At 34.2% G+C, this 16,422-nt stretch carries 15 protein-coding genes; 12 read left to right on the top strand and 3 right to left on the bottom strand.

Translation table 11 applies throughout. The annotated features are described in order from the left end of the window. The first annotated feature begins 42 nt into the window (after positions 1–42). Together BUB32_RS07400 and BUB32_RS07405 are read left to right on the top strand one after the other, a co-directional pair. Entirely contained in the window at positions 43–1,578 is a 1,536-nt protein-coding gene (locus BUB32_RS07400; protein ID WP_072968774.1) for a MutS-related protein, read from the top strand. Then, entirely contained in the window at positions 1,575–3,077 is a 1,503-nt protein-coding gene (locus tag BUB32_RS07405; RefSeq protein WP_072968776.1) for a MutS-related protein, read from the top strand. Before BUB32_RS07400 ends, BUB32_RS07405 begins: the two co-directional genes overlap by 4 nt. A 64-nt stretch (positions 3,078–3,141) precedes the next feature. Here the strand turns inward: BUB32_RS07405 and vapC are convergent, their stop codons facing one another. Together vapC and BUB32_RS07415 are read right to left on the bottom strand one after the other, a co-directional pair. After that, on the bottom strand, positions 3,142–3,540 hold the full coding sequence (gene vapC / locus BUB32_RS07410; protein ID WP_072968778.1) for a type II toxin-antitoxin system VapC family toxin: 399 nt from the start codon (positions 3,538–3,540) through the stop codon (positions 3,142–3,144). Beyond that, positions 3,537–3,737, bottom strand: coding sequence for a type II toxin-antitoxin system VapB family antitoxin (locus BUB32_RS07415; protein WP_006569717.1), 201 nt, complete (start codon positions 3,735–3,737; stop codon positions 3,537–3,539). Before BUB32_RS07415 ends, vapC begins: the two co-directional genes overlap by 4 nt. Before the next feature lie 396 nt (positions 3,738–4,133). Between BUB32_RS07415 and gpmA the strand changes: the two genes are divergently transcribed. From gpmA to BUB32_RS07445, 6 genes are all read left to right on the top strand, one after another. After that, positions 4,134–4,889: a 2,3-diphosphoglycerate-dependent phosphoglycerate mutase gene (gpmA, locus tag BUB32_RS07420; RefSeq protein ID WP_072968779.1), complete on the top strand. Its 756-nt coding sequence runs from the start codon at positions 4,134–4,136 to the stop codon at positions 4,887–4,889. A gap of 93 nt (positions 4,890–4,982) precedes the next feature. Then, complete coding sequence (locus BUB32_RS07425) at positions 4,983–5,513, top strand: ferritin (protein WP_072968780.1); 531 nt, start codon at positions 4,983–4,985, stop codon at positions 5,511–5,513. Between the two features lie 154 nt (positions 5,514–5,667). After that, positions 5,668–7,446 (top strand): glycoside hydrolase family 125 protein, encoded by a 1,779-nt coding sequence (locus BUB32_RS07430; RefSeq protein ID WP_072968781.1) that lies wholly within the window; start codon positions 5,668–5,670, stop codon positions 7,444–7,446. 5 nt (positions 7,447–7,451) lie between these two features. After that, a complete protein-coding gene (locus BUB32_RS07435) occupies positions 7,452–8,243 on the top strand; it encodes a nitrilase-related carbon-nitrogen hydrolase (protein ID WP_042834628.1) in 792 nt (263 codons plus the stop codon). Positions 8,244–8,249: 6 nt separating this feature from the next. Next, a complete protein-coding gene (locus BUB32_RS07440; RefSeq protein WP_072968782.1) occupies positions 8,250–9,323 on the top strand; it encodes a nitrilase-related carbon-nitrogen hydrolase in 1,074 nt (357 codons plus the stop codon). Then, positions 9,320–10,639, top strand: coding sequence for an MFS transporter (locus tag BUB32_RS07445; protein ID WP_072968783.1), 1,320 nt, complete (start codon positions 9,320–9,322; stop codon positions 10,637–10,639). The genes BUB32_RS07440 and BUB32_RS07445 overlap by 4 nt, the downstream gene beginning before the upstream one ends. Before the next feature lie 304 nt (positions 10,640–10,943). Here BUB32_RS07445 and BUB32_RS07455 read toward each other — a convergent pair whose 3' ends face one another. Then, on the bottom strand, positions 10,944–11,321 hold the full coding sequence (locus BUB32_RS07455) for a desulfoferrodoxin (protein ID WP_072968784.1): 378 nt from the start codon (positions 11,319–11,321) through the stop codon (positions 10,944–10,946). 232 nt (positions 11,322–11,553) lie between these two features. Between BUB32_RS07455 and BUB32_RS07460 the strand changes: the two genes are divergently transcribed. The 4 genes from BUB32_RS07460 to hydF all read left to right on the top strand — a co-directional run bounded on the left by BUB32_RS07460 (position 11,554) and on the right by hydF (position 16,415). Continuing rightward, positions 11,554–12,243, top strand: a complete 690-nt coding sequence (locus BUB32_RS07460; protein WP_072968785.1) for a response regulator transcription factor — start codon at positions 11,554–11,556, stop codon at positions 12,241–12,243. Next, complete coding sequence (locus BUB32_RS07465) at positions 12,244–13,632, top strand: sensor histidine kinase (protein ID WP_072968786.1); 1,389 nt, start codon at positions 12,244–12,246, stop codon at positions 13,630–13,632. A 135-nt stretch (positions 13,633–13,767) separates the two neighbouring features. Further along, the gene (locus BUB32_RS07470; RefSeq protein WP_072968787.1) at positions 13,768–15,186 is read left to right on the top strand and encodes an aspartate ammonia-lyase; all 1,419 of its coding nucleotides are present in this window, start codon (positions 13,768–13,770) and stop codon (positions 15,184–15,186) included. 2 nt (positions 15,187–15,188) lie between these two features. Further along, complete coding sequence (hydF, locus tag BUB32_RS07475; RefSeq protein WP_072968789.1) at positions 15,189–16,415, top strand: [FeFe] hydrogenase H-cluster maturation GTPase HydF; 1,227 nt, start codon at positions 15,189–15,191, stop codon at positions 16,413–16,415. The last annotated feature ends 7 nt before the right edge of the window (positions 16,416–16,422 follow it).

A 16,422-nucleotide genomic window follows, 5' to 3' on the forward strand; every position in this document is an offset into this window, starting at 1 on the left:
TTAGTGCATTTGCCTACAACTTTGAAAGAGAGGTGCTTTCTTATGCCTTTTCATAGCATATTATTTGAAAAAAACGAAGATGGGGTAAAAAAAGAAACATTTGAAGCGCCTGATTTTTTTGTTGACTTAAATCTTGATCAAATTGTAGATGTCATAACAAGAGGCAAAGAAGAATATAATTTAAAACCGTTTTTTTACACTCATTTAAACGATATTGATACTATCAAGTATCGCCATGAAATAATGCAAGACCTTGAAAATGAAGTTTTGCTTGAGGATATAAAATCATTTGCGGAAAAAATGCAAGAAATGCGCAAACACCTTGCTCAAGCAGACAAACTTTACTACAAATACCAGAAAGACAGATGGTTTTTGGATGCTGTAGAAATCTACTGCGATGCAATTACTGATTTAGTAGAAGACTTGTCTTCTGTAGAGTTAAAATCTCGTGGTTTTTTAGCATTTCGTCAATATTTGATGGATTATATCAATTCTGACCGTTTTCAGCTGCTACTGAGTGAAACGAAAAAACTTAAAGCTGATTTGTCTACAGTGAAATATTGCTTGTTAATAAAAGGTAACCGTGTGACGGTTCGTAAATATGAATCTGAAATTGATTACAGTACAGAAGTAGAAAAAACGTTTGAAAAATTCAAACAGGAAGCAGCAAAGGATTATAAAATCAAATTTTCTGATTGGCCAGATATGAACCATGTCGAAGCAAAAATATTGGATTTAGTAGCTCAGTTATATCCTGATATATTTTCTAATCTTGATAATTATTGTATGAAAAATAGTGATTATTTAGATGAGACAATAGCTACTTTTGATAGGGAAGTACAATTTTATATTGCTTATTTGGAATATATGGCACTATTCAAGCGCACTGGACTAAAATTTTGTTATCCACAAATATCTAGTAAATGCAAGGAAGTTTATAATTACGAAGGATTTGATTTAGCTCTGGCTTATAAACTCATCAACGAAAATTCGGTCGTTGTTTGTAATGATTTTTATTTAAAAGGTAAAGAGCGTATATTTGTAATTACCGGTCCGAACCAGGGAGGAAAAACAACATTTGCACGCACTTTTGGACAATTGCATTATTTGGCCAGTATAGGCTGCCCTGTTCCCGGAAGGGAAGCTCAACTCTTTCTTTTTGATAAACTATTTACACATTTTGAAAAGGAAGAAAATATTAAAGATCTTCGTGGAAAACTGGAAGATGAATTGTTTAGAATTTACAATATTCTTGCCCAGGCCACATCAAACAGTATTATAATAATGAATGAAATTTTCACATCTACCACAGCAAAAGACGCATTATTTTTAAGTAAGAAGATAATGGGAAAAATAATACAATTAGATGTGCTGTGCGTTTGGGTAACATTTATAGATGAATTAGCATTCTTAAGCGAAAAGATTGTAAGTATGGTCAGTACGATAGTTCCTGAGAATCCGGCACTGCGCACATATAAAATTGTTAGAAGACCGCCTGATGGGCTTTCATACGCTATATCAATTGCTGAAAAATACAGGCTAACGTATAACTGCTTAAAGGAGAGGATGAAATTATGAAAGTTTTACTTATGTATAGAGATCATGATTTTGACCTGGAACAAAAATTGTCCGCGGACGAAGAAGCATTGATACAAGATTTGGAATTAAACACTTTGTTCAATGCTATGTCCCGTGGTGATAATTTTTTATTTGAAGTGGCAAAAAAATATGTTTTATACAGTGTGTATAGTGATCTGGATACAATATTATATCGCCAAGATGTTTTGAAGGATTCTCTAAAAAATTCTTCTATTGTTAGGAATATCTATGATATAGCGGTAGAAGCAATTGAAAACGAGAAAAAGTATTATTTTAGCATTTTCACCAGGTACCCTGCAGCTATACTTCATAGTTCAATGGATGTATTGCATATGTTTATTGGAATGCTGAAAAAACTAAAGAGTATTGCTGACCAACATGCCGATAAATTCGAATCAGAGGGTTTTAAAAGGTTTTTTGCAATGCTCAAAAAAGAACTTAATGATGAATATTTTGAAAATGTCCAAAATCATTTAAAAGAACTGGAATTTCGCGATGGAATTTTGATCAGTGCTGAGTTGGGTAAAGGCAATAAAGGTGTCAATTATATTCTTCGCAAACGGGAGGATAAAAAACAAAGTCTAATAGACAGGATTTTTTTAAAAAGACCGGATGCTTATACTTTTTATATAAGTGAGCGCGATGAAAGCGGTGCAAGAGCTTTATCTGACTTAAAAGACAGAGGAATCAACCTTGTGGCAAATGCCATTGCTCAGTCTGCTGATCATATTCTCAGTTTTTTTAACATATTGCGGACTGAATTGGCTTTTTACATTGGCTGTTTGAATTTATATGAGCAACTTGCCCAAATTGGAGAGCCGGTGTCTTTCCCTATTCCGGTAGTATCCAGTGAACGCAGGCATTCTTTTAAAGGATTATATGATGCTTGTTTGGCTTTGACAATGAAACAAAAAGTCGTCGGCAACGATTTAAATGCTGATAATAAAGACCTAGCAATAATTACAGGTGCTAACCAAGGGGGTAAATCTACCTTTTTGCGAAGCATAGGTTTGGCCCAGTTGATGATGCAATGTGGTATGTTTGTGCCAGCCGAATATTTTTCTGCCAACATATGTGATGGGATTTTCACCCACTATAAACGAAAAGAAGATGCTACCATGAAAAGTGGAAAGCTTGATGAAGAGCTTAGCAGGATGAGTGATATAGTAGACAATATAAAGCCAAATTCCATGGTACTATTTAATGAATCATTTGCCGCGACAAATGAAAGAGAAGGTTCGGAAATTGCAAGGCAAATAATTACTGCATTGATTGAAAAACGCATTAAAATCTTTTTTGTGACACATTTGTTTGAATTTGCCTATAGTTTTTATAATAAAAAACTGGAGAATGTCATTTTTTTGCGAGCTGAAAGAGGAGAGGACGGTAAGCGTACTTTTAAAATAGTCGAAGGCGAACCATTACAAACAAGTTATGGTGAAGATTTGTATAAAAAGATTTTTGGAGAAGGCTATTAAATTTATTTAGGAACAAATTGTTAAGAAACCTTTTTCTGAGTAATTTAAAGCCTTTTGAATAGTTTTAATACTCTTTTAATCTTTCATCAACTTGTGCAATTAAAGAAAAATCTTTATCATCATGTAACAGGTATAAATTGTTTTCAATGGCTGTTTCTGCTATGAGCAAATCTATAGTGCTGCGAATGGTGATTCCTTTTTTCTTACACTTGAAATACAATTTTGAAGCATTTTCATAAGATTTGATACCATATTTTAGGTCATAGAATTTTTGCGTACTTAAATATTCTTTAATTAAATTAAATTCATTTTCAGTTTTTGTTCCTTGTAATAGTTCATGATAGATAAAATTGTTTATTCCAAAGGGGATATTATTCTGTATTATTTCTTCAAATTTTTTTACTTTTTTATTTTCTATGCCTTTCAGAAAAGATATTAAAACAGATGTATCTACCAAAATCATTTGCTTTCCCTCATTTTTTTGTAATCATAATTTTCATCAAACTGTATTTTTCCTTTTATCTCCATTAAATTTTTTCTTCTGCGATTTTCTACAAATTCTTTTAAAGCCAAATTGACAACTTCTTTTTTAGTTTTTAATCCTGAGATTTTTAACGCTTCTTTGATGAGATTTTCATCTATGACTATATTTGTTCTCATCACATACACCTCCTAATGTGTATTGTAATACACTTAATCTTTTAAGTCAAGGGAGAATTGGATTTTTGTCCGTGTAAAATTATTATGGTTGCTCTTTATGTAAATGCAGTTCAGAAAGCACGAAAAATAAAACCCGAAATTCCTTTATATGGACGGCATTGTCAAAGTAAAATAATCTGGCAATACATATTATTTTGCCAAAAATTTGCGTAAATAGATAGTATTTTATAAAGATAGATTTTCGGATGCGCATAAATTTTAAATAAGAATAATTATCAATACTATTGTATTTAAGTTTTAAGTGAGATATAATTAAGAAAACAGGATAGAATATGAAAAGACAGAAAATCTTTGTATAAATTTTTGATATATAATATGTGAAAGGTGGGAAAAAGTATGCATAAGGTTGTTTTACTGCGACATGGAGAAAGCCTGTGGAATATGGAAAATAGATTTACTGGCTGGACGGATGTGGATCTGTCGCCAAGAGGGCTTGAAGAGGCGAGAGAAAGTGGCAAGACTTTAAAGGCAGAAGGATACACTTTTGACTGTGCTTTTACTTCTGTACTTAAAAGGGCTATAAGGACTTTGTGGATTGTCCTTGACGAATTGGATTTGATGTGGATACCGGTTTATAAATCATGGAGGCTTAATGAAAGACATTATGGAGCATTACAAGGACTTAACAAAGCCGAAACTGCTCAAAAATATGGTGAAGAACAGGTGAAAATATGGAGAAGGTCTGCTGATGTAAGGCCTCCCGCATTGACAAAAGATGACCCAAGATACCCCGGTTTTGACCCCAGATATGCTGACCTTTCTGAAGATGAAATTCCCCTCACTGAAAACTTGATTGATACAATTAACAGAGTTATTCCGTATTGGAAATCAACAATTGCGCCGACGATAAAATCCGGTAAAAAAGTCCTCATAGTTGCCCATGGAAATAGTTTAAGAGGGCTTATAAAATATCTTGACAATCTTTCAAATGAAGAGATAATGGAACTTAATATACCTACAGGTATTCCCTTAGTTTATGAGCTTGATGATGATTTAAAGCCTATAAGGCATTATTATCTTGCAGATGAAGAGAAAATAAAAGAGAAAAAGAAATTAGTAGAAAACCAAGGGAAAATTCAAGGAAATTCTTAAAATACTGGTTTGTCTTATTTTTACTTGTTTTTTGCCTTTTAAAAGTGTACAATAGAAATATAAGGAAGTTCTAAATTGAAAGGTGGGTTTTGTATGTTAAGCAACAAAATGTTGGAAGGATTAAATAAACAGTTGAATTACGAAATTTATTCTGCATATCTATATGTAGCAATGGAAAATTATTTTCAAGAGAAAAACTTAGAAGGTTTTGCTAATTTCTTCAAGGTTCAGACACAAGAAGAACTTGCACATGCGAGAATTTTTTACGAGTACATATATCGCATGGGTGGGAAAGTGACTCTGTACCCGATAGAAAAACCAGAGGGAAACTTTGAAAGTATTTTAGACCTTTTTAAAAAGGCTTTGAGTCATGAAAAAACTGTAACTGAAAGGATTTACAAGCTTGTTGATATAGCAATTGAGGATAAAGACCATGCCACAAATGCATTTTTGCAGTGGTTTGTTAATGAGCAAGTAGAAGAAGAAGAGAGCTTCCAAAGGCTTGTTGACAAGTTAGAGCTTATAGGAGACAATATACAGCCAATATTTATGCTTGATGCTGAATTGGCTCAAAGGACGTTTGTATTACCTGCTCCACTTGCTCAAGGACCTCAAGGACAATAAAAGATTAAGAAAAAGGTAGACCTTTTTTATAGGTGTACCTTTTTTATATTTTTGTTTAGTTTTTATTAGAAAAAATAGTATAATTAAGGTGATGAGAGTCTTTTGGAGGTTGAGAACCAAAGGGCTTATTACAGGATATGTGGAGGTTTTTGTGATGAATAAAATTATAACAAGGCCGCCCGAGATTGAGGAAAATATTAGGGTTGTATATGCGGGCAATCACTATATAAGTTTGCCTGAGATAAAAATAAAGGATGCTTCTATAAAAAGCTTAAACATTGTTTCTCTTTCAAACAAAGGGCTTGTGGAGTTATCAGGGGATGAAGTGCTATTTAAACCTGTATTTTATAAAGATGGGAAAAGGCTTGAGATAGCAAATAGTGAAATAATAGAAGAACTTTATTACATACCGTCTATTAAATTGCATTTTGCCAGCGGCGAATGGGCATTAGTGAAAATTTATGCTGATATAAGCGAAAAAGGATTTGTGTATGAATTTGAATGTTCTAAAGAAATGGATATTCATTTGGAAGTAAATGCAGGTAAATTGAGTTTTTTGCGATTTAATTCTCATGATGTGGATTTTAAAAAAGAGTTTAAGGTTGATAAATGGCTGAAAAACCCTGCTTTAAATATTTATTCTTACAATATATCTTTTGCTCTTGCTTTTGGCGGTGAGAAGGATTTTGATTATGAAGAAAAAGGGGAGAAGCTTTTACTTAAATTAAAAGCCAAAGGTAAAAACTGCTTTTATATAACTGTAAATTCTGACATGGACGGAGCATCTACGACTTTAATACATTTTAAAAGAAAAGGTTTTAAAAATATATACAAAGAGCTTAAAAACTTTCTTGAAAGCAAGTACATAAAGTATCCGCAAGATAGTGATTTAGAGAAAATACTCAATAAAAACTTGTTTTTTAATTATTTTTTTGCTATTGGAAAGGATATGGAAACAGATAATTATATTGCATTGACCTCTAGAAGCCCGAGGTACTATGTCTCAGGTGCTTTTTGGGAAAGAGACAGCTTTCTCTGGTCTTTTCCAGCAATAAAGCTTGTTGACAGAGAATTTCACAATCTTATTGCAAGGGAGATGATTTTAAGGCACAGCAAGAATGCAGGAGACCATGCCCACTACATCGATGGAACTGTGCTGTATCCAGGATTTGAACTGGATGAGGCGGCAAGCTATCTTATTCTCATAGGAACCATGGATATAGATTTGGAGGATATGGAACTTATAAAAGCTCTTGAGAGGGTATACAGCCGAATTGAAAAGGAGTTTGACAGGGAAACGGCGCTATACAAGACGTTTTTGCTGCCTTCTGATGACCCTTCGGATTATCCTTTTGTGACGATAGACAATGTGATATTGTGGAGGGGGTTTATAAACTTAAAGGATTTGTACGTAAAGCTCAACTGGTACAACAAGGCGGAAGCTTTACAGAAAAAGATTGACGGAATTTACAAGGGGATATACAAATACCTTGTCACAGAGATGGATGGAAAGCCTATTTTTGCTTGGTCTACGGATGGAAAAGGAAATTATAGATTTTACAATGACCCGCCAGGGAATCTTGGTATTATGTATTATTACGGTTTTGTGGATTATCATGATGAGATATTTAAAAATACAATTGAATATTATTATTCACCCAAATACAAGTACTATTTTGAGGGTGCAAAGATAAGAGAGCTTGCCTGCGACCATCATCCTAATACACCCTCAGGCTTGGGTCTTTGTGGAAGCTTATTAAATCCTCTAAAAAGAGAGGAAGCACTTTTGTGGCTTAAAAATGCCAACATGGATTATGGAATTTTGGCAGAAAGCTTTGACAAAAATACAGGTGAGGCAAAAACAGGTGTGGGTTTTGCAACTGGAGCGGGATATCTTGCAATGGCTCTTTATAAAGTGCTTTTTGAGGAGTGAAATAGATGAGAGTGGCGTCTGTTGTTTTAAAAAAAGGAGAGGTAGAAAAGATAACTGGTAAAAAAGAGGTTTTGAATAAAATAGATGAAATTCTCAAGGTTTGTCAAGAGAAAGGAGCATGTGTTGTAGTTTTTCCGGCTCTTACAGGTATGCTTTGGGACTTTGAAGATAAATTTTTAGAAGAAATGAAAAAAATTTCTTTAAAATATAAGGATATTGCCATATGTCCGGGAAGCTTTTTTGAAAAAGATGGAGACAAAACTTACCACTCTTCTTTTCTTTTGTTAAACGGAGAGGTAATACTATTCCAAAGGCAGTTGTACCTTGCAAAGTGGGAAAGAGATATTGGTTTGTCAAGAGGAAGTATACTTAATATAGCTGAAATAAATGGTTTTAAGGTGAGTATAATTTTGTCTACAGATGTTTTTTACCCACAGGTGGCAAGATATGCTGCATTAAAGGGAGTAAATTTGGTTATTTCACCAGTAGCTATAAGGGGAGATGAAAGAAATTACGCAAGGCAAATAGCAGGCTTATGGCAAAACGTTCAACAGAATCTATTTTTTGCAGTAGAAAGCGGTTTTAAAGGAGAATGCAAAGGGTACAGTTTTTATTCGGAATCAGCTATTCATGGGCCTTTGGAGATGACGAGGGATGATGATGGCTTTCTTGCAAAAGAAGATGATTTCCCTGTTATAGTTGTTGAACTTGATGAAAGAGCGAGAAAAGAAGCAATTTCTAAGTTTGACGTTTTGAAACAGCTAAATACTGAATTTTATAAAAGGATTTTTGGGTGATGGATTATGAAAAATGTTTTAGAATTTATTTTTGATAGAAACATGAATGCAAAAAAGATAAATAATTATTTACGCCAGGTTAAAGGAATAAAAGATAAAAAGATTTCTTCAAAAGATAAAGATAATGTGAGAATCTCTTGTGTGGAGAGGCAAATTAAAGTGGTTAAATCTATTGAAGAATATGCAAACTTGTTAAAAGGCTTTGTAGAAGAAGCTGCACAAAGAGAGAGTGATATAGTTGTATTTCCTGAGTACAATTTTTTTGATTTACTTGGTTTAATACCGGCCTTTAGCAGAATAAACGATTATTTAAATAAAAAGGCACAAAAAGGAGAAAAATTAGAAGATGGAGTAAGTGGGGAGGGATTACTGCGATTTATCTTTCAATCTATATCAAAATCTTCTCAAAGGGCAATTGAAGAGATAATGACAGGCTTTGCTAAAAAGTATGGAATTTACATTTACACGGGAAGTTATATTATAAACGAAAATGGCAATTTGTATAATGGCGGTGCTTTGGTGTCAAGAGAAGGAAAAATATTAGGAAGGCAAAAGAAGATACATTTAACAGATTTTGAAGAAAAAATTGGACTTAAGCGAGAAAATGAGCTTGAAATTTTTTCATTAGATATAGGAAAAATTGCTTGTCCTGTCTGCATGGATGCCACTTATTTTGAAACTTTTAAGATAGCTTCCCAAAAAGGTGCGGAAATTGTAATTCTTCCTATAGCGAATATGGAGGAGTATAATTTTTGGAGGGCACTAAGGGGGATATGGCCAAGGGTCCAAGAGTCTTATGTGTACGGAGTAAAAGCTTCTTTAAATGGCCGGATAGGAGGGATTCATTTTACGGGGAAAGCAGGAATTTTTGCGCCGATTGATATGACAGATAATAAAGACGGGATTATTGCGATTTCACCTCATTACGAAGGGGATTATCTCGTAACTTCTGATATAAATATTGCAAAACTTTATGAAGCGAGAGAAATGGCGGAATATTATGGGGATGTGAATGAGGAGTTTGAAAGGGATTATTATGGCAAGGTGTACAGTAATTTTAAGAGAGGAGATAAAATATGAAACACAACAGGTTTTTTATGATTTTAATGTATTCTTTAGGATATTTAGGGATATCGGTTTTTACTCAAACGGCGGTAAAGTGGTATCAATATTATTACACTCCTCCACAATTTAACATGCAAGGGCTTAAAATACTTGTACCAATAAGCCTTATAGGTTTTTCTATGATAGTTGCGAGAATGTTTGACGGCATATCTGATCCAATAGTCGCTTATTATTCTGACAAATTAAATACCAAAATGGGTAGGAGAATACCTTTTGTGCTATTTGGCTCACCTGTTTTGATGATTTCTTTTATAATGATATGGTTTCCTCCTGTTCCTGAGGTGTCAATAATAAACTTTATTTATCTCACTTTTGTATTAAGTTTATTTTTTGTATCTTTTACTGCAGTTGTGGCGCCGTATCTTGCTCTCATACCTGAAATAACTAAAAATGCAAAAGAAAGAATTACACTTACTATGATGCAAGGGATAACTCAGATTATAGGTGTGATGGTAGCAGAAGCAGGGTCAGGAATTTTGATTGGGATTTTTAATTTCAAAATTATGGGAATTATATTAGGAATCTTTGCTTTTATCACTTTAATGCTTACGCCTATTTTTGTAAAAGAAGAAAAAATAGAGGAAGAAAATATACCCACAGTGGGAATGTTTACTTCTATTAAGATGACTTTAACAAATGCAGATTTTATGTATTACCTTACTGCGGCGACAGCTTTATGGTTTGGGATAAATACCTTGACTATTGCTATGCCTTATATAACTGAGGTGCTTTTAAAGACTCCTGCTGAAGAGTCGGGCTTTATGATTGCAGGTGCATTTGTTGTAGCAGTTTTGTTTAGCTTCTTTGTGCCGAAGCTTACACTATTATACGGAAAGAAAAAACTTCTCATGGTGTTTTCTATTATGTTTGCTGGTATTTTAGCCCTTACTGGACTTTTTGGGACCGTTTTTAATAAGACAGTTTCTATAATTATCGTTTTATTAGCTGGTATACCGTTTTCTGTATTTTTTGTAGTGCCTAATGCAATGATTGCTGATATAGCGGAATTGGATGGCATTAAAACAGGGCAGAGAAGAGAAGGCATGTTTTTTGGAGTACAAGGCTTTGTTATAAAGATAGTTATTGGGATTTCTTCTCTTGTAACGCCACTTTTGTTTAAGATTTTTGGGTATAGTGCAGAAAATCCGCTTGGTTTACAGCTTTGTGGGCCTTTAGCTGGAAGTATAGTTTTGTTAAGTTTGATTGTTTTTAGCAAATACTCTCTTACCGAAAAAGAGTTAGAAAAGTATAAGCTAGATAGTAAAAAATAAGGGCTTAACGCCCTTACAGTTTGTTGACAAAGTTAAAAAATACTCAAAGGAGATATTTTGCATCGTCGTTCCGATGTTCCAAAGCGACAAAACTAAAGCTCGACTTTCGGGCTCCGGCAGGGTACCGGGCACATTCGACCTCCTTGTCTTAGTGCCCGCCTCCGCCATCCGTGGCTTCGGCCCTGCCTTCACCCTCGGTCTTGCTAAGTTTTGTTAGCGCTTTGTAACAAGTCGCTCCTTATGCAAAATATCTCCTTTACGAAAGTTTGTCTACAGTCTGATAAGGGCTTACCGCCCTTATTTTTTACTCAGACTTCCACAGTCCATGCAAATTGCAGTAGGACCACGCTTTTAACTCTTTAGCATCTGTTACAAAAACTGCTTCAGGTTTTTCACCTGGTTTTAATACTTTTCTCATATATACACCATCAGCTAAAAGAGAGATCCATTCAATCCAATGCTTTTCCTCCATTGGATGAGGAACACTTCCCACTTTTACGGTTACAATATTGCCATTTCTTTCAATAACCGGTGTGTGTTTTTCGGTACCTGCATCTCCTGTTTTTTCTTGCATTTTAACCATTGGCTCACCACAGCATACCAATGTCCCTTGACCAGCATGAAGAACTTCTACAATATTTCCGCATTTTTCGCATTTATAAACGCCATATAAATCAGCCATTGTCAATTCCTCCTTTGAATTTGTAAAACTTTACAACTATAATTAATTTGCTTTGGATAATATATCTTAACAGAAATATATTATCCTTTATATTTATAATACATTAAAATTTTTTGGATTTCAAGTAGGAAAAGAAATTTTTTAGTATGCAAATGGCAATATCGGAAAAGCGAAAATACATTTGTTAATTTTTATGAAAGTATGGTAATATAATGGTGGGGAGGTGTGTAGGATGCACAAAATATTGGTGGTTGAAGACGATGTCAATATAGCTAAGTTTATAAAAATAAATTTGGATAAATATTATGATACAGAAATAATGAATGAAGGTAGGAAAGCTCTTGATTTAATTAGAAGTGAAAAATTTTCTGTTATAATACTGGATATAATGCTTCCTGATATAAGCGGCTTTGAAGTTTTAAGGGAGATAAAAGTGATGAAGATAAATACTCCTGTTATTGTCCTCACGGCTAAAAGCCAGGATGTGGATAAAATATTAGGTTTAGAGTTAGGAGCAGATGATTATATCACTAAGCCTTTTAATCCAAGAGAACTTGTGGCAAGAGTAAAAGCGATTATAAGGAGAGTTTATGAGTTTAATGCGATTATGCAAAGTACTGGTAGCATAGAATTTGGAGAGGTAAAATTGGATTTAAGCCAAAATAAAGTCTTTGTGAAGGGAAAAGAAGTGTCTCTGACTCCAAGAGAATTTCAACTTTTAAAGATATTAATGACAAATAGAGAGAGAGTGGTAAAAAGAGAAGAACTTATTGGTTTTATATGGGGAGAATCTTTTATAGGGGATACAAAAACACTGGACGTTCACATTAGAAGGCTAAGAGAAAAAATTGAAACTAATCCCGACCAACCAAAATACATACATACTCAATGGGGAATTGGGTATTATTTTGGAGGAAGTTAAATGAGTATAAGATTTAAACTTACAGTTTCTTATATTTTGTTGGTTACAATGATAATAATTTTTTTTGGAGTTATATCTACTTTAACACTTGAAAAATACTATATTAACAACATAATTGAAATACTTACTTCACAGGGCAATTCCTTTTCTCGTGTAATTGATAGTTACATTGATGCAGATATATACGCGATAGGCCAAGATTTGGTTAAAAAGCTTGCAGCAGATACCAATGCACAAGTTCAGCTTTTAAATATGAAAGGCATGCTTTTAGGGGACTCTTCTGTCTCTTCTACTCCTATTCCTGTTAAGATACTTACTCCAGATGTCATACAAGCTATTTCAGGAGAAAATGGAGTTTATATAGAAGACCTCCACAATGAAAAAGTTCTCCACGTGTCAGTGCCAATAAAAAATAAAATAAATTATATAGCAGTATTGAGGCTTTCTTCTTCCTTAGAGGAAGTTTACAATGTAATAAAAAAGTTAGTGTTATTTTTTGGGGTAGTATTAACAGCCTCTTCTTTAGTTGCGTTGGTGATAGGGTTTTTTATAGCAAACAGACTTACAAAGCCTCTGGAGATGGTTAAAAAGACGACGCAGGAGATGGCAAGAGGCAATTTTAAAGTCAGGGCTCAAAAGATTTCAAATGACGAAATAGGAATATTGGCAGATTCTTTTAATAAAATGGCAGAAGAATTAGGACAGTTGGAAGAGATGAAAAACGAGTTTATAAGCAATATCTCTCACGAATTAAAGACTCCGCTTACCTCTATAAAAGGATTTGCAGTAACTGCTATGGACGTATTTGAAGAAAATCGTGAGTTATATGAGTATTTAAATATTATTGATGGGGAAGCAGATAGGCTTTCTCACTTAGTAGATGAGCTTTTGGATTTTTCCAAGATGGAGCTTGGTAAGATAAAATTGACTTTTGATGAGGTAGATATTAGTTGCTTAATTCGTGAAACAATTGCTGTGCTAAAACCTATTGCAGAAAATAATGGTGTCAACTTAATATGTGAAAAAAATAACGATAATCTTGTAGTCTATGGAGATAAAAATAGGCTGAAACAGGTGTTAGTGAATCTTATTGATAATGCTATAAAAGTTTGTGAGAGTGGTAAAACTGTAAAAGTTGTTCTTGAAGCGAAAGAGAGAGCAATAATAAAAGTGGAAGATGAAGGTCATGGCATTTCAGAGAGTGAAATGAAACACATTTTTGATAAATTTTATAGAGGCAAAAACAGCAGATACAGTGGTACAGGATTGGGACTTGCCATAGCAAAGAAAATAATTGAAGAACATGGTGGAACTATAACAGTTGAAAGCGAAGAAAACAAAGGTACTGTGTTTACAGTAACTTTGCCTATTAAATATCGATCCGTGTAAAATTTTAGTAGGTAATGTCAGTATATTATTTCTACTAATTTTTGACACACACTAAATATCGATAAATTATTGACAATCTGATTGTTTTGTATTATTGATTATATTGATGATGATTATAATGTGGAGGCAAATTTTATGAAATATAGAATTGAGCATGACTTGCTGGGGAAAAAAGAAGTGCCCATTGATGCTTATTATGGTATACATACATTGAGAGCTTTTGAAAATTTTCATATATCAGGGCAAAAAATCCACAGGGAACTTATTATATCACTTGCGATGGTCAAAAAGGCTGCAGCGATTGCAAATGTGAAAATTGGCTTGCTTGATGAAAAAAAAGCGAAGGCAATAATTTTAGCTTGTGATGAGATAATATCAGGTAAATACCATGATCAATTTATTGTTGATGCTCTCCAGGGAGGTGCAGGTACTTCTTCCAATATGAATGCTAACGAAGTTATTGCAAATAGGGCAATCGAACTACTGGGGGGTAGTAAGGGAGACTATTCTATTGTACATCCACTGGAACATGTAAACTTGAGCCAATCTACAAATGATGTTTTCCCGACAGCGGTGAGAATTGCGGCAATACGTCTTTTAAAGCCTTTGAGTGAGGATTTAGCTGAGCTTCAAAGTGTGCTCCAAGAAAAAGAAGAAGAGTTTTCTGATGTATGTAAAATGGGACGAACCGAGTTACAGGATGCTCTTCCTGTTATGCTTGGACAGGAATTTGGTGCATATGCACAAGCAGTTGCGAGGGATAGATGGAGGATATATAAGGTTGAAGAAAGATTGAGGCAGGTCAACATTGGCGGTACTGCTGTTGGGACAGGTGTAAATGCCGAGCTAAAATATATATTCTCAGTTATAGAAATATTGAGAGAAATAACGGGACTTGGACTTGCAAGGGCGGAATATATGATGGACCCTACCCAGAATAACGATGTTTTTGTTGAGGTATCTGGGCTTTTAAAAGCGGCAGCTACAAACCTTATAAAAATATCAAATGATATAAGGCTTATGTCATCGGGGCCTAAGTGTGGACTCATGGAGATTAATATACCAGAAGTACAGGCAGGTTCATCGATTATGCCTGGTAAAGTGAATCCTGTCATACCTGAGGCTGTAAAGCAGGCAGCTTTTCAAGTTATAGCATGTGACCATGCAATAACTTTATGTGCCCAAGCAGGTGAGTTTGAGCTTAATTTTACATTGCCTCAGATTGCATATAATCTTTTTATGCAGATAGACCTATTAAGAAACGCTATAAGAATATTTATAGATAAATGTATTAAGGGAATAACTGCAAATAAAGATTACTTAAGAGAAACTGTTGAGAAAAGTTACTCATATGCAACTGCGCTAGTTCCTTACCTTGGGTATGAAAAGGCAACGGAAATTGCAAAAATGGCCAAAGAGAAAAGAAAAACCATTAGGGAGGTTGTGATAGAAACAGGACTCTTTACAGAGGAGGAACTTGATATAATATTTAACCCTTATGAAATGACGAAACCAGGAATACCAGGAAAAAGGAAATTGAAAGGAGAAAAATAATTATGAACACGACGCCAACTTCTTCCAGGATACACATAGCTATTTTTGGCAGGAGAAATGCAGGTAAATCAAGCCTTATAAATGCTCTCACAAACCAGGAAGTGGCTCTTGTATCTGATGTTGCAGGTACTACTACTGATCCCGTGTCGAAGGCAATGGAAATACTTCCGATCGGACCAGTTGTAATCATCGATACTGCTGGACTTGATGATACAGGAGAGTTAGGGGAACTTAGGGTAAAAAAAACCTATGAAGTTTTAAATAGAACAGACCTTGCAATTCTTGTTATAGATGGTACTATAGGACTTTCAGAGTTTGAAGAAAATATTCTAAAGGTCATTAGAGATAAAAATATTCCAGTTGTAGGGGTAATAAATAAAAAGGATTTATCACAATATTCTGAAGAAGATAAAAGAAAATGGGAAGAAAAATTAAAACTAGAACTTATTGAAGTTTCTGCCTTAAAAAAACATGGAATTGAAGCCCTAAAAATGATATTAATAAAAAAAGCACCATATGACGACAGGGAACTTTCAATTGTAGGCGATCTCATAAAACCTGGAGACTTTGTAGTTCTTGTTGTTCCTATAGATAAGGCTGCTCCAAAAGGCAGACTTATACTTCCACAGCAACAGACAATAAGAGATATTCTTGACAATGATGCGATGGCTATTGTTACGAAAGAGCATGAGCTAAAAGAAACACTTCAAAATATAGGGAAAAAGCCGTCATTAGTTATTACAGATTCTCAGGCTTTTTTGAAAGTTAGCGCTGATACGCCAAAAGATATACCGCTTACATCTTTTTCTATTCTTTTTGCACGATATAAAGGTGATTTGGAGGAACTTATAAGAGGTGTAAAAGCAATAAAAAAATTAAAACCTGGTGATAAAGTTCTCATTGCTGAAGGATGTACGCATCACAGGCAGTCTGATGATATAGGAAAGGTAAAAATACCTAGATGGATACGCCAGATTGTTGGAGGAGACATACAATTTGACTGGTCGAGCGGCATAACTTTTCCAGACAATCTCGAAGAATACAGCTTGATTGTACATTGTGGCGCATGCATGCTGAATAGAAGAGAAATGATGTATAGAATTTCATATGCAAAAAGCAAAAACATTCCAATAGTAAACTATGGAGTATTAATAGCTTATGTTCAAGGTTTAATGCCGAGAGCTATAGAAATGTTTCCACTGGCAAAGATGATTTATGAAGAAGAATAGAATGGGA

It is taken from the genome of Thermoanaerobacter uzonensis DSM 18761 (assembly GCF_900129115.1).
In the GTDB taxonomy this organism is placed as follows: domain Bacteria; phylum Bacillota; class Thermoanaerobacteria; order Thermoanaerobacterales; family Thermoanaerobacteraceae; genus Thermoanaerobacter; species Thermoanaerobacter uzonensis.